Origin of the sequence: Streptomyces sp. NBC_00286, assembly GCF_036173125.1 — a bacterium.
Classification (GTDB): Bacteria; Actinomycetota; Actinomycetes; order Streptomycetales; family Streptomycetaceae; genus Streptomyces.
Window position 1 is genome coordinate 4,522,091 of sequence record NZ_CP108054.1, and the last position, 18,995, is coordinate 4,541,085.

The following is an 18,995-nucleotide window of genomic DNA, read 5'->3' on the forward strand; positions in this document are numbered from 1 at the left end:
CTCCAGAGTGAGCGACGCGGCGATCGCACCCAAGCTCAGGAACCACCCACCCGTGGTGATCTCCATTCGGACCTCCGGATCGTTGCTCGGTCAGGCACTGCCCGTACCCCCTGGGCAACCGTCGCAGTAATGCCTCTCCACCCGTCCGTGGCGCACCGACAAGTTCATTGCTTCGGAAGCGTCCCGATCAGCGGACGCCAGCCATAAGTTGAGGCACTGATATCGGGCGCTGTCGGCGCTTCCGGACGATGGTCGACCTTCCTGGCCACCGGCAGCGGCCCGCCACATCGACGACGTGCACACCACGGCATTCGGGCGACTGCTCACCACGGCTACCCGGCGGAGTGGCATCACTGATTCGCCGCGACACCCCAAAGAGGCGCAGCGGCGGCCTTACGGGGATTCCTCCGCCTCCCGGCACACTGGGCAAGTCAGTTGGCGGGCCGCTCGGTCGTGGGTCACCTTGCCCGGGCTGGCGGGTCCGCGCAGTACCTTGCCCTCGGAGCGCACGTGATCAGCGCACACGGCCGCTCCGCACACGCGGCATACAGCGACCGCGGCCACCGTACGACCTTGCTGGACACATTCGTAGCAGTCCATAGCGTGGGCCTTTCGGTTGGGAGATCGGAGGGATCACCCAGTCGCGTCCTTTGAGTTCTCCCCTCATTCCCCCTCCCCTGGGTCCCCCCGCGGCTGCATGCGAAACAGGACGCCGCTCGGTCCGCCGCGGGGCCTTGACGTGCTGGTGCCAGACAACAGTGAGCAGGGATGCGCGCGGCGCGAGGGAAGGGCCGGCACGCGGGCCGCCAGTGCCACCACCAGAGTGGAGCCCCATCAGCGCGATGAGCACACCGACTTCGGTGACGTGTTCCGTCAGCAGTCGGTCATCCACGGGATCGATCACAGGCAGCGGCAGGGGGCAGCACTGCCGCGAGCAGCGCTCCCCCTCCCAACCATGCGAGCACCCCATCGGCGATCGTCACTGGGCTGTGCCTGTCCTTCCGTCACGCCGCCACGGCCCCGCGCGCATGCCGCACGGAAGCGCGGCCAACTATCCGCACGTAACCGACGCGACTGTGGCCCCAGCCCACGTAGGCCATCTCGTGCCCTGGGTGCGCCGCAGCGGGCCGGACCTGTCCGCGATCGCCGGGCCCGACGCCTTCTGGCTGCACACCCCCGTGGAGTTGCGCGGCAAGGACCTGACCACCATCGCCGAGTTCACGGTGTCCGCAGGACAGCGCATACCTTTCGTCCTGACACACGCCCCCTCCCACCTGCCCCGCCCGCAGCCCGTGGACGGCGAGAAAGCGATCGCGGACACCGAGACGTTCTGGACCTCGCGGATGTCCCGGTGCCGGTACGAGGGTCAGTGGCCGCAGGAGGTACGGCGCTCCCTGCTCCTGCTCAAGGCGCTCACCTACGCGCCCACGGGCGGCGTCCTGGCCGCGGCCACCACCTCCCTGCCCGAGCGGATCGGTGGAGTCCGCAACTGGGACTACCGCTACTGCTGGCTGCGGGACGCCGCCTTCACCCTGCAGGCGTTGCTCGGCACCGGTTACACCGCCGAGGCCGCGGCCTGGCGTGAGTGGCTGCTGCGCGCGGTCGCCAGCGATCCGGGAAAGCTGCAGATCATGTACGCGGTGGACGGCGCGCGCCGGCTGCCCGAGCACACCCTGGACTGGCTGTCCGGCTACGAAGGGTCCGCCCCGGTACGGATCGGCAACGCCGCCGCCGACCAGCTCCAGCTGGACGTCTGGGGAGCGGTGCTCGACACACTGCACCTGGCACGCGACACCGGGCTCACGATCACCCTAAGTGACACCCGCAACTGGCCGTACGTGGGGGGAATTTCTGGTGGCCGCTGTCAGTCGACCCCGCCGTGCCCTGTCCTAGCTCCACAGCGCTTGGTCGAAAAATCTTCTGCGTCGCTCAAGCGCCCGGCAGTAAAGGACTGTGACGCCTGTCGTTGTCGAGGCCGCCGGCAGGGTGCGGTGCCACTCGCCCCGAGCCCGACTGTCCGGCCCGCCGGAGCACGGGCCCGGACCGGCTGTTCGCCGGGCCGGGCCTCACGGGCTTCGACACGGTGACCTGGTCCGTGCCGGAGACACGGACGGTAGCCCTCATCGTCCAGTTCCCGGCGAGCGGGAGGTCCAGGGTGTCGGTGCCCCAGTAGCCACTCTGGTCGACGAGTTCGGCGTTCAGGGGGCCGACGCGCCGTGCGTGCTGGGTGTCAGTGAGGCGTAGTTCAGGGATGGCGGAGAGGCTTCGTCGGCACCGAAGGCCACGGCCTCCATCGCGTGCCAGCCAGCCTGGTTAGGCTGATGTGCACTTGCCGCACCCGCCAGGAACTCCCGTACCCAACCGGACCACCGTCAGGTCGCGTTGGACTGCCCGGTCACCGTGGAGGCCGCCGCGGACTCGGTGGCGGCTGGCCGGCTGCCCATCAGTACGGTCATGACCGCGAGCACCTCGACACCGATCAACACCTCGGCCAGCACGGGCTGAGCGGGCTGCGCCACTGCGTCTCGGGACCGGCTCGGACTTGTCCGGCTCGTAGGGGGCCCGGTCGTCCGGTCAGGCGGAGGGCTCTGGTTGCCGCCGCCCACAGTGACCAACGCGGGTTCCTCCTGGGGTACGCGCAGCAGCCGCTCGGTCGAGTTCCGGGAGCATCAACATGGCCAGGCCCCAGCAGGCGACGCAGCGGGCGCCCCCGTAAGCACGTCGACGGCGGGTTCGGCGGCGGACGGGTCGGGATGCCGTTCCGGCGGGCATCTTCGCACCGTGGGACCGGCGGTAGGGCCGCGGAGCGGCTATGGCCAGGCATCGGCTCCTCCACCCCGCCACTCGATCAGAGGCGTGACACCCGCCTCCTCATGTCCCAAAGTGATGCCCAGCCGGCGCACAATCGCCAGAACGTCCGCCACGCCATGCGCCACGCCCACCACCTTGCCCCTGACCGACACCTGGCGACCACTACCGCCGAAGGGCTGGTGCACTACCACGGGAGCCGCCCTTCCCCACTCGCTTCCCGGAGGCCGCGGGCAATCCCAGGGACCCAGCCCCGGCCCTGCCGCTCTCGTACGCCTTGCCATGGACGCGTCCGTCATGTGCCGATGCTCTCCCCACGCGCTCGCCCTGCCGTGACCACCTTCCGGTAAGTTTTGCATAATGCAAAAAGGATCCTGCGAGGACGTGGGCTGGTACGCGCACCACGACGTGGGCGCTGGCGGCTCTCGCCGTGGCCGTCGACGCCAGGACCGGCACGGGCTCGGTGGTCTTCCGCTGGTGCATCCAGACCTTCACGCCTCTTCTCCGACCATGCGGACTACGCGGCATCCCCCCCTCGGACAATCCGCACGTGCCATGGCTGGGCCTGTACTTCGTGCTGCTCACCCCTGTGCTGGGCGGCCTGCGGGACGAGCCGCCGGTGAACCGGTTCACCAAGGAGGTCCGCGGTTCTGGTCTTCCCGAAGTGATTCCGGCTGTCGCCCAGCGAGGCGGGCGGATCAGCCCCAAGGTATCGGCCGTCAAGACGCTCGCCTGCACCCTGACCATCCATTCCGGCGGCTCGGCCGGCCGCGAGGGGCCGATCGTGCGGCCCTCACCCCGCGCCCGGACGTGGACGTCAACACCAGTCCTCGACACTCACGCCCAGCCGGACCGCCGAGTGATCAACAAGGCGGCGACTGAGCCGCCCTGTCCGTTCCCGCCGCGGAGGCCTGCCAGGCAGGAGGGCCGGTTGCGGTGCGGGAGAGCCGATAGGAGCGCACGACCGCGACCACACACGCGGTGACGAGCGTGACCGCCCAGCCGCCCAGACCTCGCAGGGGGCCCGACCGGGACGTTCCGGCCTCCACACCGCGCGGCGGCACGCGCTCCTTCGCGTCGTACACGACGGCGAGCTCGTCGCCGGGTCGGGTGGCCTGACCGCAGCCGCGCCAGATGCGGACCCTCAGCGGTACGCCGTCGCCGTCGGCCACCGCGCAGAGGTAGCGCCCGCGGCCGGAGAGCGCTCCCGGCCCGCCCTCGACCGACGTGACCACTGCGGACTCAACTCGCCCCCGCTCCGCCAGAACCAGGCCCACGGCCGCCTGGGGCGCCTGAAGCGCGAGGCAGACTGCGAGCAGGGCGACGATGCCGACCAGCGCGCGTCCGGCCCGCATTACGCAGAGGTACAGAACGATCGCGACGGCACACACCAGGCCGCCCTCGCCGTCCGCCAGCCCGGGAATCCCGTACCAGGCGCCGGCGACCGTAGCCCCGACGATCGCCCCCACACCCACGGATCCGACCAGGAGTCCTTCAGCTGCCAGCCACCACGGCGGCAGGCCGACGAATTCGGCGGGCCCCCACACCGTGCTCCGCAGATGCGCCATCAGGCGCGGTTCCGGCATGGGCCGAGCGCGACGTCTTCGGCCCATGCGCGTCTCCCTCCAAGCGTTCTTCCACATCCAGCAGCCTGGTGTGACAGGCGAACGACCCGCACTGCCCGCGCCGGACGCGCACACGCTGCCCGCATCGCCGGGGCAGGCAGCGCGGGCCGCGCCTGGCAGCTCCCTTGCATTATGCAAAACCTGCCGGGCGCGGAGAAGCGCGGTTCGAATCCGACGGTGTCTCGGGGGCTCCGTCCGGTAGGACGGGCAGCGTCTGCGCACCGGTTCGCGAGGCACCTGAGTGTCTCGAGCAATTCAGAAACGTTCACGAATATTGGCAGCACCGGACGGGGCGGACTAGCCGAGGCACCCACAGGCTCAGGACCCCAGGCTTCCGGAAAAGGGCAGCAGCGGGTTCAACCGATTTATGCCACCCCGCTTCGATCCGGTCGGCGGGAGGCAGCCGGCGACGGCCACGAGGACCAGAAAGCAGCCCACGGCCAGTATGAAATGGACACGGTTGGCGCGAGACAGTCCGGCTGCTCCACCCGATCCTTGCGCCACTCCTCCTCTGCGTGTGCCGTTGCCCTCTGCCCTGACGGTGGCCCTGGCAGCTCGCGCAGCCCGGGCGGCAGGCGGAAGATCCCGCTCCGGCAGCCCGCAGACGCGAACCCCTGCCAGATTCGGGCAACCAGACGGCATCCCGGGCACCCGGACAGCTGCAGCGTCCGGTAGCCGGTCGGCTCTCGCGGTCAGGCGTGCCCGACCGTGGACGCCGTACTCACGGTGACAGGAACAGATGTCGTCCAGGGAGTGCCGGGACGGTTCTGTCAGACGTCACGGGCCACCGGGACGTCCATCGCCCAGCCCAACGGGTGCGGTTCCGTATCGTCCAGCGCCCTCGCGAGGGGCTCTCCGCCGGCCTCGTTGAAGGCGTTGAGGGCCTCGATGAGGGCCAGCCGCTGCGTAGGGGTGAGCCGTTCGACGATCGCAGCGATCTCGGCGCGGCGCCGGGCGGTGACGTCCCCGACCGTGCGGCGCCCCTCCGCGGTGAGCTGCAGGAGGGTCTCGCGGCGATTGCCGGGGTTGAGGTGCCGGTCCGCGAGTCCGGTCGCGATCAGCCGGTCGACCATCCGCATCGCGGTGGACGGCGCCACCTGGAGAAGGTCGGCAAGCGTAACCAGCTTGGTGGCCCCGCGTGTGGACAGCACCACCAGCATCCTGAACTGCGGGAGCGTCACTCTCTCCTCGACCTCGGCGAGGGAGCGAGCGGAGACCGCCACCAGCAGCCGCGACGCCGTCAGCACCGCACGGGTCACCGCGTCAACATCTTCCATCGCCCCCGCGGGGGTCTCGCGCTCCGGCATACGTCCTTTCTACCGCGCCGAAGTCACTGCTCATTCACGCGACGGGAGCCGATTTCCCCTACCCATGACCGTGGTACCGGAGCAGGAGCATCGCAGCGTCGTCGTGGGGCGGCCCAGCGGCATGCTGGGCAAGATCCGCGCGCAGGGCCTCCAGGGCGCGGTGCGCGTCGGGATCCTTCAGCAAGTGCGCGCGCTCGCCAAGGGAATAGAAGCGGCCATCCTCGTCGCGAGCCTCGGTGACGCCGTCGGTGTACAGCAGGAGCTGCTCACCAGGGGCGAAGTCCACCCGATAGGGCTTCGGGCCCTCGCTCCCGTGGGCGCCCAGCCCCAGCGGAAGGGCGTAGGCGGGCGGCTGCAGGAAGTCGACGGTGCCGTTGCGGCGTACGACCATCGGGGCCGGATGGCCGTAGTTGAGGAGGACGGCCTCGTGGCGTGCGCCGATCTCGGCGAGGATGGCGGTGACGAACTTCTCGCCCTCCAGCTCCCGGGCCACACTCCGCTCCAAGCGCTCGCCGAGCCCCGCCAGGTCATGCTCGTCGTGCGCCGCCTCCCGGAAGGCGCCGAGCACGACGGCTGCCGTCTCCACGGCGGCCAGGCCCTTGCCCTGCACATCGCCCACGATCACCCGGATGCCGTGCGGCGAGGCGACCACCTCGTACAGATCTCCGCCGATGCGCGCCTCCGCAGCGGCCGAGGTGTATGACACCGCCGCCTGAAGCGGCCCCGCCGTCAGCGGCACCGGTCGTAGCAGCACCCGCTGGGCCACCTCCGCGATCGACCGCACACTGGCCAGCTCCCCCTCGCGCCGCGAGCGCATCACGGCCGCCGCGAGGCCCACGCCGGTCACGCCGGCCACCGACGCCAGCGCCGTGAAACCGCGTCGCTCCTCGAACAGCCCGTCGTACAGCCCGAGTGCCACGCACAGCACCAGCGCGGCCAGTCCGAACACCGCCGTACGACGCCACCCTCCGACCAGCCCGGAGAACGCGGGCCCGAGCGACACGAGCGGGAGGAAGCCCACCCCTGGCCCGGCCACGACGTCCGCGACCGCCACCACCGCCATCACCAGCACCGGCATCCAGGACAGCACCGTCAAGCTCGATGGCGGCTTCTGGTCGGTCATGGCGTACTCCAGCGGTGTCGAGGCGCTCGAGAGCCGCCCCTTTCCTCTGCAGGCGCGCCTCCCTCACCTTTAGACTATGCAAAGGTCGCCCGGGTGAGGAGGCTCCCGACCCGGGTCGTTTACCCAATCGAGTCCGCGAGCCGACATTCCCGATCTGCGGAAGGTGACCATGGCGCACCGCGACACTGCACCTCGCCGCCCCCAACTCCCCACCGGGTGGCGGCGCCTGGCCGTGCGGCTGCCGATCCTGCTCTTCCGCGTGGGGCTGGGGCCGCTCTTCGGGAAACGGCTGCTCCTGCTGCACCACGTCGGCCGCTTCAGCGGCCTCGACCGCCGGGTGATCCTGGAAGTGGTGTCCCACGACCCGGCCGATGCGAGCTGGACCGTCGCCTCCGGCTTCGGACCGAAGGCCGACTGGTACCAGAACCTTCGCCGGCAGCCGAAGACCCTCATCCAGTCCGGCAACCGCCTGCACGCCGTCGCCGCCCACTTCCTCTCACGCGACGAAGGCGCCGAGATCATGGCCGGATACGCCCGGCGGCATCCCCGCACGGCCCGCCGCCTGTGCGCGTTCATGGGCCTTCCTGCGGACGGCGGCGAGGCGTCGTTCCGCGAGGCGGGGCGAGCCGTCCCCTTCGTCCGGCTCGACGATGTCTGCGGAAGCCGCCGCTCCGGACACGCGTGACGTCACGGACGATACGTCCGGGGCGTCGGGCCGCGGTAGCCGATTTCCCTTACACCGCGGCGATGCCTCCATGCGGGATCCGGCGAAGGCGGGCAGTCCGGTGGCGGTGGTGACCTTGACGAGCGAGCCGTTCCGGCCGACACGGGAGCCGTCGACCGTGCGTGCCGGAAGCGGGGCTCGACATGCACAGGAACCTCTCGTTCTCAGTCACCACCAGGTCTATGCACTCTGGGACTTGGCCGATGGAGGCGTGGCGACACCGATGTCGTTGGTGAGTGCGGTGCCGACCGTGCCGACCGGTGCGGTAGTCGGTGACGGTGGAATTGCCGGTGTGCCGCCGTAGAAGAAGTCGCCGGCACACTCCATCCGACACTCTGGGTCCCGGCCATTCGCCGACCGGCCACTGCGCGGCCTTGAGTCGGCTGCCGGCACAGCCCTGGCACGTACTGACCGTCGATCCCTTCGCCCCGAGCGCCGGCATGCGGCCGACTTCTCAAAACTGATCGCGAAGGGCACCTGACTGGCGGAATCGTCAGGCTCTCGCAAGGCCTGTGACCCCTGCCCCCGGCGCGACATCCACAGACAGCCACCGCGGCACGCGCCCCGCCACCCGAGACGTCGCGGAAAGCGGCCAGAAGACTGGCGATCTCATTTTGCGCTATGCAATGATCGGCCAGGGGGAGCCGACGGCCGATTACTGTCCGGCGCCCAGGAGGGAACCGGCAAGGTAACGCGGCACAGGACGGCACCGGCCGTCGGCGGGCCCCTCCACAACTCTGTCACTGCCTGACCTCGCAGCCGGTCCGGAGACTCAATGCGTACGGACTGACAGAGGGGATACGGATCGCAGAACAGAACCTGCTCCTACTCTGCGATACGGGCCGAAACAGTCCGTCGGCAGCCCGCCGACCGCGGAGTCGGGCGGAACGTTCAGGGGTGAGGCGGGCTCTGTCCGCAACCGTGAACAGGAGGGGAAGAGGGGACCGTGACCACCCAAGGGCCAGGCGGCCAGGGAACGCCCGAAGAGCGGGACGGCACACTGTCCGGCTCGGAGGAGGTCTGGCTGAAGTTCCTCACGGACAGCGAGGGCGCCATTCGCCGTTCCGCTCCCAGGGAACCCTCCGCCCGGGAGCGCGCTCCGGGGCGGCATCCCCGAACCTTCGACGCGGACAGGAAGGAGCGACGGTCGCGGTATTCGTATGAAGAGCCGGCCGACTGTGAGACGGACGCGGTTGGCGAACTGTGGCAGCCCGACGACCCGTGGGCCGGCCCGACCTGGCGGGAGCTGGACGGCCGCGCCAGGCTCCGACGCGTCGGCCGCGTAATCGTCACGGCTGCCTCGATCACTTTGGCCTTGGGTGCCTGGTCCTGGCTGTCCACCAGCGCGGACACTCCAGACGAACGGCCGGACGGCGCCATCGTGCAACAGATGGAAGACGCACCCCACGAGCAGTCCCCGGCAACCCGCTTCCTACCCGGATCCGCCGTCGCAGAGCCCTCTCCGTCGGCGGTCCCTGCCGGATGAGGATGGTGTCCGCTGCCGGGGACAGCGCCTCGTCCGCCCGGCCGGGATCAGGTGGCCGCCGGGTGCCAGGGTGCGGTGCAACTCGGCGAACACCTTCCGCCTTACGGAGTAGGCGTGTTACCGGAGGGGGGTCGGCGGGCGCCTGGCTGGGAGTGCCGGGATGCCGGCGGCGCAGGACTGCGCCCCCGATGAGCAGTGCGGCGAGGAGGGCGGCGACGGCTCCGGGGCCGATGGTGTCCAGGGTGTCGGCGAGGGTGCGCTGGATCGTGCCGGCGGCGTCGATGACCGGGTCCTGGGTGGCCGGGTTGTTCTGCACGCGGATCTCATACCAGCCGTAGTGGGCGACGTGGGCGCCGACGAGGCAGGAAGCGGTGAACGTCGGCGCGGCTCATGACGCAGACGGTGACGTCGTCGAGGGCTTCGGCGAAGGTGTCGTACATCCGCTGCCCGAGCAGCACCATCTCGCCGAAGATGGTGCCCGGGCTGGTGATCGCGCAGGTCAGGGCGCGGCCGTCGGCGGAGACCCGGAAGATCCGCACCCGGCTCTTCTTGAGGATGAACAGCACCTCGGCGGGCTGGGAGGGTGAGTAGAGCAGTTCTCCGGCGCTGTAGGTCTTCATCGGGGCCGGGGCGGCGATGGCGTTCATCTCCGCGTCGTCCAGGTCGCGGAAGATGTCGACCTCGGAGATACACCAGGTCTCCTGGGCCTCGTCGCCGGTGTGGGTCATGTGGTGTGGTTCCTCGCGTCGTCCCGGTGCCCACGGCGGGGGTGCGGCGCCCCACGCCGGGCCGGCCAGCGCGCCCGCGCTGTGGGCCAGACAGTAGTCGTCCGGGGCGCCGAGGAGAGGCTCGGTACCCCGGAGCGGTGCGCCGGGATCAGGTGTTGACGCTGGTGGTGTCGGTGTCATCCGGTTTGTCCGGTCGGTGCCGTTGCCCGCCGTCTGTGCGACGAGCGCGAAGGTTGCTCCGGCCAGGCGGCCGAAGACGAGGTGGCCGCCGAGGCTGGAGGAGGTGACGTCGTTCCATTCGAAGACGGGCATGCCCATGTTGGCGGGCATGATCCACAGGGCGCCGACGGTCCACCAGACCGCGCCGTAGGCCAGGCCGAGGACCACCGCGGGCGCGAGGCGCTGGGCGAACTGGCCCAGCAGCACGCCGAAGCCGATGCCCGCCAGCAGCGCGATGGACAGGTGGATCAGCCAGCCGACGACGGCGTTGGTCGAGCCGAGCAGCCCGGCGACCATGATGATCATCGTGGTGTCCGCCATCGGCCGCGACACTGACATCCAGATGCCGAGGCCCACGCCGCCGACCAGACCGGCCGCGGCACCCCAGACCGCGTGCACCGGGATGGCTGCCGTGCTCGGGGAAAGGTGCAGGGTCGTGGCCATGATGATCGTCCTCCTCTTGCGCCGACTTTCTGCTCTCGCTGCTGACGCTAGGACGCGGGGCATGTGCAGGGATGTGAGGGCGCTTACGTACCCGGCAGTACAGGCAGGGGGTCAGGTGGGCTTCACGGCGGTCAGCAGGGCGTAGCCGAGCGTGCCGTCCGCGACGGCGGCGCGGGCGGCGGCGAGCACGGCCGGGGCGGCGGTCAGGTCCACGCCCGCTGCGGTGAGGCGGGTCGGGGCGGTGATGCGCAGCAGGTTCAGCCGCGCCTCGATCTGGTCGATCATGCGGAGCAGGGCCGCATCATGGCGCTCGGTGGTCAGGATGCGCAGTCCGGCGGCGGCCAGGATGTCGGCGTACTCGGTCAGCGGGCGGGCGTCGGCGACGCAGGCGATCCGGGCACCGAGACCGGTCAGCTCGGGCGGCAGCCGGTCGGGGACGGCGGTCACGTCGGTGATGCCGACCCGGCCGCCAGGGCGCAGGACACGGGCGAATTCCGTGGCCGCTTGATCCTTGTCGGGGAAGGTGCACAGCGCGCACTCGCACACCACCGCGTCGAACACGCCGTCCGGGCAGGGCAGGTGCTCCGCGTCACCCGTGGTGAACAGGGCCCGCTCCGCCAACCCTGTTGCCTGCGCCGCTCCTTGGGCGAGGGCGGTATTGGCGGCCGAGTAGTCCACGCCGTCCACGCGTACCCCGTAGGTGTCGGCGAGCAGGAGTGCGGTGGTGCCCCGGCCCGAGGCCACGTCCAGGACCCGGCTGGCTGCGGTCAGTTGGAGGCGGTCGGCGAGACGGCGGGTCAGGGCGGTGCCACCGGGGTGGTAGGAGTCGCCGAGCAGCAGGGCGACGACATCCTTGGCGTAGGCGTCGGCGCAGCAGGCTTTGACCTCGTCGCTGTTCATGACCGCTGCCCCTCGGTCACGGTACGGGCGGTCTTCGAGCCGTACGGTGTCGGGGTGAGCCGGTCCGCGAGCGGCAGGGCGTTCGGCGCCACGTCCGCGACCGGTACGCCCGACATCTGGGCCCGGACCTGCTCGCGGTAGCCGGCCGAGTTGTAGGCGCAGAACGGGATCAGCCGCCCGTCGGGGGTGATCTCCTCGACGCAGCACTTCATCAATTGTTTGACATTGAGGGTGTAGGGGTCCTGGAAGTCCTGCACCACGATCATGAACGCTTTGTCGTTGAGGTTCTTCACGGCCTGTGGGAGGTCGATGCCGCACGAGTCCGCGCAGTCCAACGCCTCGGCGGTGGTCCGCAGTTGCTCTTCGGTGGTGGCGGTGCCCATGAACGCGGAGGCCGACCAGAGCTTCTCCAGGGCCTCGCGGATGCCTACGTCGGGCATGACGCGGTTGGTGACGTAGTCGAGGTAGTCCTCGACCTGGAGCAGACGCGGGATGGGCACCACGGTGCGGTTGCCCGGTTCCCCGTCCACGAGAAGGTAGGTGATGGAGCGGCAGGTGGGGAAACAGCAGGGCACGGGGAAGAAGTCGCCCTTCTGGAACCACTGCGGGCGCTGGGCATTGATGAGCTTGATGACGTCGGGGTTGGTGAGCCGCTGGAGCGGGTCGAACTCCACGTGTCGGCCCGAGTGGGTGACCGGCTGGAACGCCACCGAGCGCACGGCCGGGTGGTCGATGCCGTACTCGACGATGGCGCCCAACTCATGCTCGTTGAGGCCACGTTCGATGGCGGCGACGAGAGTGACCGTCAGTCCGGCCTCGGCGCAGTTGTCCAGCGCCCGTTGCTTGAACGTGCGCAGGTCCCGGCCGCGGATCTGACGGTGGGTGCGCTCGTCGAAGCCGTCGAACTGGAGATAGATGTTCACGGACCTGCCGGGGACCTGGTTGCGTTTGCCGAGCTCGGCGACGAAGTTCTTGTCGGTGGCGAGGCGGATGCCGTTGGTGTTGAGGTTGACGTTCTTGATCGGGCGGGCCTGGGCGAGGTCGATGAAGTCGAGGATGTGCTGGTGGATGGTGGGCTCGCCGCCGGAGAACATCACCACTTCTGCCTCGCCCTCCGAGGCGACGAAGGCGTCGAGCATGGTCGCGCACTGCTCGTGGGTGATGGCGTAGCCGTCGGGTTGGTGGCCGGAGTCGGCGAAGCAGATCGGGCAGTCCAGATTGCAGCCGGTGTTGACCTCGATGATGCCCAGGCAGGCGTGCTGCTTGTGCTCCGGGCACAGCCCGCAGTCGCTGGGGCAGCCGTCCTTCACCTCGGTCTGGAAGGTGAGCGGGATCGTGCCGGGCTTGTTGAAGCGGGCCGAGGACAGGTACTCCTCGGCGTCGCCGTACACCAGGGCCTCGAACTCGCCGTGCTCGCGGCAGCGTTTACGCAGATACACCTTGTTGTCACGGATGTTGACCTGGGCGTCGACGGGGATCTTGCACAGGGGGCAGATCGACTTGGTGAACTCCACGAACACCTCGTCGCGGTCCACCTTGCGCCGTGGCGCGGATGCCTGGGTCATCGGTACTCCTCACTCCGTTTGGGACGGGGTCGGCTGTTCGGCTTGGACACCGGAGCGTTCACGCCGTCCGGTCATCACACGTCCGCTTCCTCATTCCGTAGCCCGTCCCGGTTGCGAGCACCAGCCGTGCCGAGAGGCGTAGAGGTGCTGCCGCGCAGCAGCAGACCGGCGTAGAGCAGCAGGAGTGCGTCCTGGACGAGCACGAACCAGCTCAGCCGCTGGGGCAGGTAGCGGCCGAAGCAGCCGCAGTTGGTCACGGTGAGCCCGCGTGCATACGCCTGTGCCGCCAGCAGCGCCCACGCCACCGCAACGCCGGTGAACACCCACACCGGCACTCTCGCCCGGGATCGCGGACGGGCCAGGAACCACACCCCGCACACCAGCTCGCCCGCGATCAGTGCCACGGCGAGCGCGGTCGCGCCCGCCCCGGAGACCAGCCCGTACGCGGCCAGAATGCCGGGCATCCGGCGGAAGGACGCAAGCTGCCCGGCCGCCATCGCGACGAACAACACACCCAGCACGATCCGCAGCACCATGCCCCGCACGCTACGGCCGGAACGCGGCCGGGAACTGTAAGCGCGCTCACCGACCGGGCTCGCGGCCCGGCAGGCGGCAGCTTGTCGGGCGACGCGTCGCCGGAGGGGATACGCCTGCGGCGACGCGTCGCCGGAGGGGACACGCCTGCCTCCTCGGCACGCTCCCGGCCGTCCTGCTCGGCTTCGCCTGCTGCGTACCGACCGTTCTGCTCGTCCTCGGCACCGGCACCGCCGCCCGAACTGCTGCCGGTGCTACCGCCCTGGTGGGTCAGTCCAGGGAGTCGAGGGCGGCGAGGATGTCGGCCGGTTCGGCGCGGCGGGTGTAGTCGGTGTCGACGAAAGCCCAGCGGATGGTGCCGGCGCGGTCGATGACGTAGGTGGCGGGCAGCGGGAGGGTGCGCGGGTGGCCGTCGTTGACGCGCTGGAGATCGAAGCCGAGCCTGTCGTAGACGGCGGCGAGGTCGTCGGGGAGGTCGAAGGCCAGACCGTACTGCTTGGCGGTGTCGGAGCCGAGGTCGCTGAGCACGTCGAAGGCCAGCTGGTGCTTCTCAGTGAGGGAGACGGACTCGTCGGGGATCTGCGGGGAGACCGCCACCAGGCGGGCGCCGTGTGCGGTGATGGCGTCGTGGTGCTGCTGGAGGGCGCGCAGGGCGAGGTTGCAGTACGGGCACCAGGCGCCGCGGTAGAAGGTCAGCACGGCGGGGCCCTGGGCCAGCAGGTCGTCCAGGGACAGGGTGTGTCCGGTCGCCGTGGGGAGGGTGAAGCGGGGGGCCTGCGCGCCGACGGTCAGGGCGCGGTCGGCCCGGCCGGAGTCGGCCAGTTCCCGGCCGGCCCGCTGCATGATCTCCCGGATTTCGGCGGGGATCTGCTGCTGGCGGGCTTGGTAGAAGGCGCGCAGCTCGGCGTTGAGGGTCATGGGGATGGTCCTCCTGGGTCACGACTCAACTCGGAACGACCATTCCAAGATAGTGGAGGCGAGGGTATCCTGGAACCCTCGTTTCAAGTTGGTGGGTGAGGCATGCCGGACATCAAGCACTTCGACCCGGACACGGCCCTGGAGACGGTGGTCCGCCTGTTCTGGCGGCAGGGTGTGGCCTCCACCGGCATCCAGGACGTCGTCGCCGCGACCGGGCTCAACCGCTCCAGCCTGTACGCCACGTTCGGCGGCAAGCAGGAGCTCTACCGCGCCGCGCTGCGCCGCTACGTGGAACAGCGGTCCGAGCCGGCGTTCCGGCGGCTGGCCGAGGACGAGCGGGGACTGCCCGCCATCGCCGACTTCTTCACCGGCCTGATCGAGGCGCGCTGCTCGGGCGAGTACGCCCGCTGGGGCTGCATGGTGTCCAACGCGCATGCCGGGGCCGAGCACAGTGATTCCGAGGTGCGCGCCGTCCTGGACCGGCACCACCAGCAACTGCGGGACGCGATGCACGCGGCGCTCGTCACCGCCGATGCGCAGGGGCAGCTCTCCGCCGGCTGCGACCTCGGTGCCTGCGCCGACCTGCTGGCGCTGCTCGCGTATGGCGTCAACCTCCGCTCCCGCGCCGGAGCGGACGCACGTGACCTGGGCAGAACGGTGACCGCCGCCCTCGCCTCGCTCGGCGGCCCGGCGGCACCCTGACGGCTCCCGCCAGTCAGCGCCGGGCCCTGCGCTCCGCCTCCTCCTTGACCGCGGCGAGCGATCCGGCGACGGCCGCCTCCCAGCGGGCGGCCACCTTCTCACCCCACCAGGCTCCGGCCCGCCACAGGTCCGTGCCCAGCTCTCCCTCATACACCAAGCGGGTGCCCGCCGCCTGCTCGGTCAGGAGGAAGGCTTCGACCACATGCGGGACCGGTCCGCGCACCAGCCGGAAGTCGACGCGCTCGGGCCGGGTGAACCGCACAGTCTCCACCGTCACGGCCTTGATCCTGCCGCCGGCCAGCGGCGTGACGTGGGCGGCCAGCACCATGTCGCTGCCACGCTCGATGACCTGGACCTTCTCCCGCATCGCCCGCGTGGCCCGCCCCAGATACGGCTGGGCGATCACCTCGAACACGATGTCCCGGGGCGCGGCGACATGCAGCGTCTGTGGGCCAAGCGGCCGGATGCACCGGCCTACACCCATATCGAGCGGGAGCGCGCCGCTGACCAGCCCGGCATACCCGCCCGCGACGACGGCCGCGGCCCCGGCGGTCCAGGCGGCGGCCCGGGCCGGGCGGCCGGTCACGGCGTGGCCTCCGGCTCGCCCTCGACAGTGATGCCCTGCCAGAACGCGACATGGTTCTTGATCCGGCGGGCCAGCGGGCTCGGGTGCGGGTAGTACCAGGCCGCATCCGGGTTCACCACGCCGTCCACGGTGACGGTGTAGTACCGGGCCAGTCCCTTCCAGAAGCACAGCGACCGCGTTCGGCTCTGGGTGAAGTACTGGCGGTGCAGAGATTCGGGCGGGAAGTAGTGGTTGCCCTCGACGATCACCGTGCGGTCCGCTTCCGCGATCACCGCGTTGTTCCATACAGCCCGCAGCATGGCCATGCTCCTCGTCGCACCTCAAAGACCTTCCTTCGCCCTGCCACGCTATGCACGACCCGGCCCCGGTTCGGTGAGCGCGCTCACGGTTCTTCACACAAGGGTGAGGTCTACCGTGACCCACGTGAGGTCGCCCTGGTTCACGGAGGGGAAGACCATGGAACTCGTCGTGCTCGCGGTACCCGACTGCCCGAACGCGCCCGCGATGCTGCAGCGACTGGAGCAGGTGCTGCCCGAGAGTGCCGCGTCGGTGGACGTCCGGGTGATCAGCAGTGAGGAGGAGGCGGCCCGGTATGGCATGCACGGCTCCCCGACTCTGCTGGTCAACGGCACCGACCCCTTCGCTGTGCCGGAGGCGACTGTCAGCGTCTCGTGCCGGATCTACCGTGACGCCGACGGGCGTGCCGCCGGTGCCCCGAGCGTGGAGCAGCTGGCAGCGGCTCTCCAGCAGGCCCGCCCCGCCGGGGGCTGAGACGTCCCGCTGGAGCCGGCGGCCGAGAGTGTTTTGGCCCTGTGGCTTCGCTGTGGGTGCTCCAGGTTCCGCCTGCTGCGGGTGATGGTGGCCGGGCGGCGTGGAGGTAGGCGGAGTGCGGGAGTTCCAGCGGGGTGCGTGCGGCTGCACATCCTGCATCATGCGGCCGAGGTCAATGGTCGGGGAAGGGCGGTCGGTCCGGTCAGTGGCTGCCGGTCAGCTGTCCGGCAAGGCGCCCGTGCATGTCGGCGCTGGGCTTGTTCAGGCCGATGATCGTGACCTTCTTGCCCCGCTGGGCGTACTTGGTCTCGACCGCGTCCAGAGCGGCCACAGAGGAAGCGTCCCAGATGTGGGCGTCGGAGAGATCGATGACCACGTCGTCCGGGTCGTCCTTGTAGTTGAACTGGTAGACGAGGTCGTTGGAGGAGGCGAAGAACAGCTCGCCGGTGACCGCGTAGACGACCTGGTTGCCGTCGGGGTCGACGACGCCGGAGACGTTGACCATGTGCGCGACGCGCTTGGCGAAGATCACCATCGCGGTGATGCAGCCCACGACGACGCCGATGGCCAGGTTGTGGGTGGCGACCACACACGCGACCGTGACGACCATGACGGTCATCTCGCCGAGCGGCATCCGCTTGACGGTCTTGGGGGCGATGGAGTGCCAGTCGAAGGTGGCCACCGACACCATGATCATGACGGCGACCAGGGCGGCCATCGGGATGTCGGAGACAACCGGGCCGAAGGCGATGCACAGCACCATCAGGAAGGACCCCGCCAGGAACGTCGACAGGCGGGTGCGGGCCCCGGAGACCCGTACGTTGATCATGGTCTGGCCGATCATGGCACAGCCGCCCATGCCGCCGAAGAAGCCGGTGACGATGTTGGCGATGCCCTGACCGATCGACTCGCGGGTCTTGCCCGAGTGAGTGTCGGTGATGTCGTCGACCAGCTTGGCCGTCATCAGCGACTCCATCAGTCCGACCAGCGCCATGGCGAACGCGTACGGGGCGATGGTGGTCAGCGTGTCCATCGTGAAGGGCACATCGGGCAGGCCCGGCACGGGGAGGGAGGACGGCAGGTCGCCCTTGTCACCGACGGTCGGCACCGCGATCCCGGCCGCCACAGTGATCACCGTCAGGATGACGATGGAGACCAGCGGAGCCGGGACGACCGTGGTGACCTTGGGGAAGAACACCATCAGCGCCAAGCCGCCGATGACTAGCGGGTAGACCATCCACGGCACGCCCGTCAGCTCCGGCACCTGCGCCATGAAGATCAGGATGGCGAGGGCGTTGACGAAGCCGACCATGACACTGCGCGGCACAAACCGCATGAGCTTGGCCACACCGAGCGCGCCCAGGATCACCTGGAAGACTCCGCCGAGGATCACCGCCGCAACGAGGTAGCCCAGCCCGTGTTCCCGGTTGAGCGGGGCGATGACCAGGGCGATCGCGCCGGTCGCCGCGGAGATCATGGCCTTGCGGCCGCCCACGACCGAGATGACGACGGCCATCGTGAAGGAGGCGAACAGGCCGACCGCCGGGTCGACCCCGGCGATGATGGAGAAGGAGATCGCCTCGGGGATCAGGGCCAGGGCGACAACCAGACCGGCCAGCACCTCGGTGCGCAGGACCTTCGGGGAGTCGAGCCAGTCGGGTTTGGACAGGCGGAACTTCGGGGCTGCGGGCAGCAATGAGGACATGCAACCGTTTCTGTTCAGGCGCACGCGTCACCGGCGGGGGCACGTCCGCGTCGTACATGACTCCACGCACAGGAGGGGCGGAGTCCCTCGGCGGCCCGGCCACTTCAGCGAGGCCCAGCCGATCTGTGTGACAGCCGTCCGGCTGCCGGTCGGGCATCATGGCCCGGAAGTCTTGGGATGCCATCGGGGCCCGGTCGGGGCCCGCGCCATGACGGTTCGCTGGTGCCGTCCCTCTCGACGACAGCGGCGAACACGAAGAGACTCTACCCTGACGTGAGGGCAGAGTGCGGCGTACGGCATGCGAAGCACAGGTAAACGCCCATCAAGATCCTGTGATTCACCTCACGTAGGCTGCGGTGCTTTACGGATTCGAAGACCGAAGGAACAACGAAGGGGATCATGGGGCGATGACGGATCAGCGGCAGATGCAGATCGGCGAAGTGGCCGAACGGACCGGTTTGTCGCTGCGCACCATCCGGCACTACGAGGAAGTCGGCCTCGTCATCCCCTCGGCCCGCAGCAAGGGCGGCTTCCGGCTGTATACCGAGTCCGATGTCGAGCGGCTGATGGTGATCCGCCGGATGAAGCCGCTGGACTTCTCCCTGGAGGAGATGCGCGACCTGCTGGAGATCACAGACCGGCTCGCCGCCTCCGACAACCCGCCCTCCGGCGAGGAGCTGGAGCGCCTGCGGGAGCGGCTCGACTCCTACCGCAAGGTGGCCGACGCCCGCTGCGAGACCCTGCGGGCCCGCCTGGAGATGGCCGAGGACTTCGCCGCCACACTGCGCCGCCGCTTGCAGGCGGACGCCCGCGCAGGCGCCTGAGCCGCTCCGGTCGCGGTACGAGATGA

The 18,995-nt window shown here is 69.8% G+C and carries 19 protein-coding genes and 1 pseudogene; 7 read left to right on the forward strand and 13 right to left on the reverse strand.

Features of this window, described 5'->3' with window-relative positions:
- Window positions 1–393: 393 nt before the first annotated feature.
- Window positions 394–600, reverse strand: a complete 207-nt coding sequence (locus OHT21_RS44700; RefSeq protein WP_443050404.1) for a DUF2180 family protein — start codon at window positions 598–600, stop codon at window positions 394–396.
- A 428-nt stretch (window positions 601–1,028) separates the two neighbouring features.
- Between OHT21_RS44700 and OHT21_RS20515 the strand changes: the two genes are divergently transcribed.
- A complete protein-coding gene (locus OHT21_RS20515) occupies window positions 1,029–2,087 on the forward strand; it encodes a glycoside hydrolase family 15 protein (RefSeq protein WP_328769811.1) in 1,059 nt (352 codons plus the stop codon).
- A 285-nt stretch (window positions 2,088–2,372) separates the two neighbouring features.
- Here the strand turns inward: OHT21_RS20515 and OHT21_RS20520 are convergent, their stop codons facing one another.
- The gene (locus tag OHT21_RS20520; RefSeq protein WP_328769812.1) at window positions 2,373–2,519 is read right to left on the reverse strand and encodes a hypothetical protein; all 147 of its coding nucleotides are present in this window, start codon (window positions 2,517–2,519) and stop codon (window positions 2,373–2,375) included.
- Between the two features lie 704 nt (window positions 2,520–3,223).
- Between OHT21_RS20520 and OHT21_RS44705 the strand changes: the two are divergent.
- Window positions 3,224–3,598, forward strand: a pseudogene (locus tag OHT21_RS44705) (chloride channel protein); the annotation flags it as partial.
- Between the two features lie 73 nt (window positions 3,599–3,671).
- Here OHT21_RS44705 and OHT21_RS20530 read toward each other — a convergent pair.
- The 3 genes from OHT21_RS20530 to OHT21_RS20540 form a co-directional block, all read right to left on the reverse strand.
- A complete protein-coding gene (locus OHT21_RS20530) occupies window positions 3,672–4,394 on the reverse strand; it encodes a hypothetical protein (RefSeq protein ID WP_328769813.1) in 723 nt (240 codons plus the stop codon).
- An 809-nt stretch (window positions 4,395–5,203) separates the two neighbouring features.
- Window positions 5,204–5,740: a MarR family winged helix-turn-helix transcriptional regulator gene (locus tag OHT21_RS20535; RefSeq protein ID WP_328769814.1), complete on the reverse strand. Its 537-nt coding sequence runs from the start codon at window positions 5,738–5,740 to the stop codon at window positions 5,204–5,206.
- Window positions 5,741–5,798: 58 nt separating this feature from the next.
- Window positions 5,799–6,863, reverse strand: coding sequence for a PP2C family protein-serine/threonine phosphatase (locus OHT21_RS20540; protein WP_328769815.1), 1,065 nt, complete (start codon window positions 6,861–6,863; stop codon window positions 5,799–5,801).
- Between the two features lie 169 nt (window positions 6,864–7,032).
- Between OHT21_RS20540 and OHT21_RS20545 the strand changes: the two genes are divergently transcribed.
- Window positions 7,033–7,548 carry a nitroreductase family deazaflavin-dependent oxidoreductase gene (locus OHT21_RS20545; RefSeq protein WP_328769816.1) on the forward strand — a complete coding sequence of 172 codons (516 nt, stop codon included), beginning with the start codon at window positions 7,033–7,035 and terminating at the stop codon, window positions 7,546–7,548.
- Between the two features lie 985 nt (window positions 7,549–8,533).
- The gene (locus OHT21_RS20550; RefSeq protein ID WP_328769817.1) at window positions 8,534–9,073 is read left to right on the forward strand and encodes a hypothetical protein; all 540 of its coding nucleotides are present in this window, start codon (window positions 8,534–8,536) and stop codon (window positions 9,071–9,073) included.
- 323 nt (window positions 9,074–9,396) lie between these two features.
- Here the strand turns inward: OHT21_RS20550 and OHT21_RS20555 are convergent, their stop codons facing one another.
- The 5 genes from OHT21_RS20555 to OHT21_RS20575 all read right to left on the reverse strand — a co-directional run bounded on the left by OHT21_RS20555 (window position 9,397) and on the right by OHT21_RS20575 (window position 14,381).
- Window positions 9,397–10,464 (reverse strand): Crp/Fnr family transcriptional regulator, encoded by a 1,068-nt coding sequence (locus OHT21_RS20555; RefSeq protein ID WP_328769818.1) that lies wholly within the window; start codon window positions 10,462–10,464, stop codon window positions 9,397–9,399.
- A gap of 111 nt (window positions 10,465–10,575) precedes the next feature.
- Window positions 10,576–11,364, reverse strand: coding sequence for a class I SAM-dependent methyltransferase (locus tag OHT21_RS20560; protein ID WP_328769819.1), 789 nt, complete (start codon window positions 11,362–11,364; stop codon window positions 10,576–10,578).
- Entirely contained in the window at window positions 11,361–12,929 is a 1,569-nt protein-coding gene (locus OHT21_RS20565; protein ID WP_328769820.1) for a radical SAM protein, read from the reverse strand. Before OHT21_RS20565 ends, OHT21_RS20560 begins: the two co-directional genes overlap by 4 nt.
- Window positions 12,930–13,003: 74 nt before the next feature.
- The gene (locus OHT21_RS20570; protein WP_328769821.1) at window positions 13,004–13,465 is read right to left on the reverse strand and encodes a MauE/DoxX family redox-associated membrane protein; all 462 of its coding nucleotides are present in this window, start codon (window positions 13,463–13,465) and stop codon (window positions 13,004–13,006) included.
- A gap of 268 nt (window positions 13,466–13,733) precedes the next feature.
- Window positions 13,734–14,381 carry a peroxiredoxin-like family protein gene (locus OHT21_RS20575; protein ID WP_328769822.1) on the reverse strand — a complete coding sequence of 216 codons (648 nt, stop codon included), beginning with the start codon at window positions 14,379–14,381 and terminating at the stop codon, window positions 13,734–13,736.
- 102 nt (window positions 14,382–14,483) lie between these two features.
- On the opposite strand from OHT21_RS20575, the gene OHT21_RS20580 reads away from it, so the two are divergent.
- Window positions 14,484–15,083 carry a TetR/AcrR family transcriptional regulator gene (locus OHT21_RS20580; RefSeq protein WP_328769823.1) on the forward strand — a complete coding sequence of 200 codons (600 nt, stop codon included), beginning with the start codon at window positions 14,484–14,486 and terminating at the stop codon, window positions 15,081–15,083.
- A 13-nt stretch (window positions 15,084–15,096) separates the two neighbouring features.
- Here OHT21_RS20580 and OHT21_RS20585 read toward each other — a convergent pair whose 3' ends face one another.
- Both OHT21_RS20585 and OHT21_RS20590 read right to left on the reverse strand, forming a co-directional pair.
- Window positions 15,097–15,669: an SRPBCC family protein gene (locus OHT21_RS20585; RefSeq protein WP_328769824.1), complete on the reverse strand. Its 573-nt coding sequence runs from the start codon at window positions 15,667–15,669 to the stop codon at window positions 15,097–15,099.
- Window positions 15,666–15,968 carry a DUF427 domain-containing protein gene (locus tag OHT21_RS20590; RefSeq protein ID WP_328769825.1) on the reverse strand — a complete coding sequence of 101 codons (303 nt, stop codon included), beginning with the start codon at window positions 15,966–15,968 and terminating at the stop codon, window positions 15,666–15,668. The genes OHT21_RS20585 and OHT21_RS20590 overlap by 4 nt, the downstream gene beginning before the upstream one ends.
- A 124-nt stretch (window positions 15,969–16,092) precedes the next feature.
- Between OHT21_RS20590 and OHT21_RS20595 the strand changes: the two genes are divergently transcribed.
- Window positions 16,093–16,440 (forward strand): hypothetical protein, encoded by a 348-nt coding sequence (locus tag OHT21_RS20595; protein ID WP_328769826.1) that lies wholly within the window; start codon window positions 16,093–16,095, stop codon window positions 16,438–16,440.
- A gap of 202 nt (window positions 16,441–16,642) precedes the next feature.
- Here the strand turns inward: OHT21_RS20595 and OHT21_RS20600 are convergent, their stop codons facing one another.
- Window positions 16,643–18,145 (reverse strand): SulP family inorganic anion transporter, encoded by a 1,503-nt coding sequence (locus tag OHT21_RS20600; protein ID WP_328769827.1) that lies wholly within the window; start codon window positions 18,143–18,145, stop codon window positions 16,643–16,645.
- Window positions 18,146–18,552: 407 nt separating this feature from the next.
- On the opposite strand from OHT21_RS20600, the gene OHT21_RS20605 reads away from it, so the two are divergent.
- The gene (locus OHT21_RS20605; protein ID WP_328769828.1) at window positions 18,553–18,969 is read left to right on the forward strand and encodes a MerR family transcriptional regulator; all 417 of its coding nucleotides are present in this window, start codon (window positions 18,553–18,555) and stop codon (window positions 18,967–18,969) included.
- Window positions 18,970–18,995: the final 26 nt, after the last annotated feature.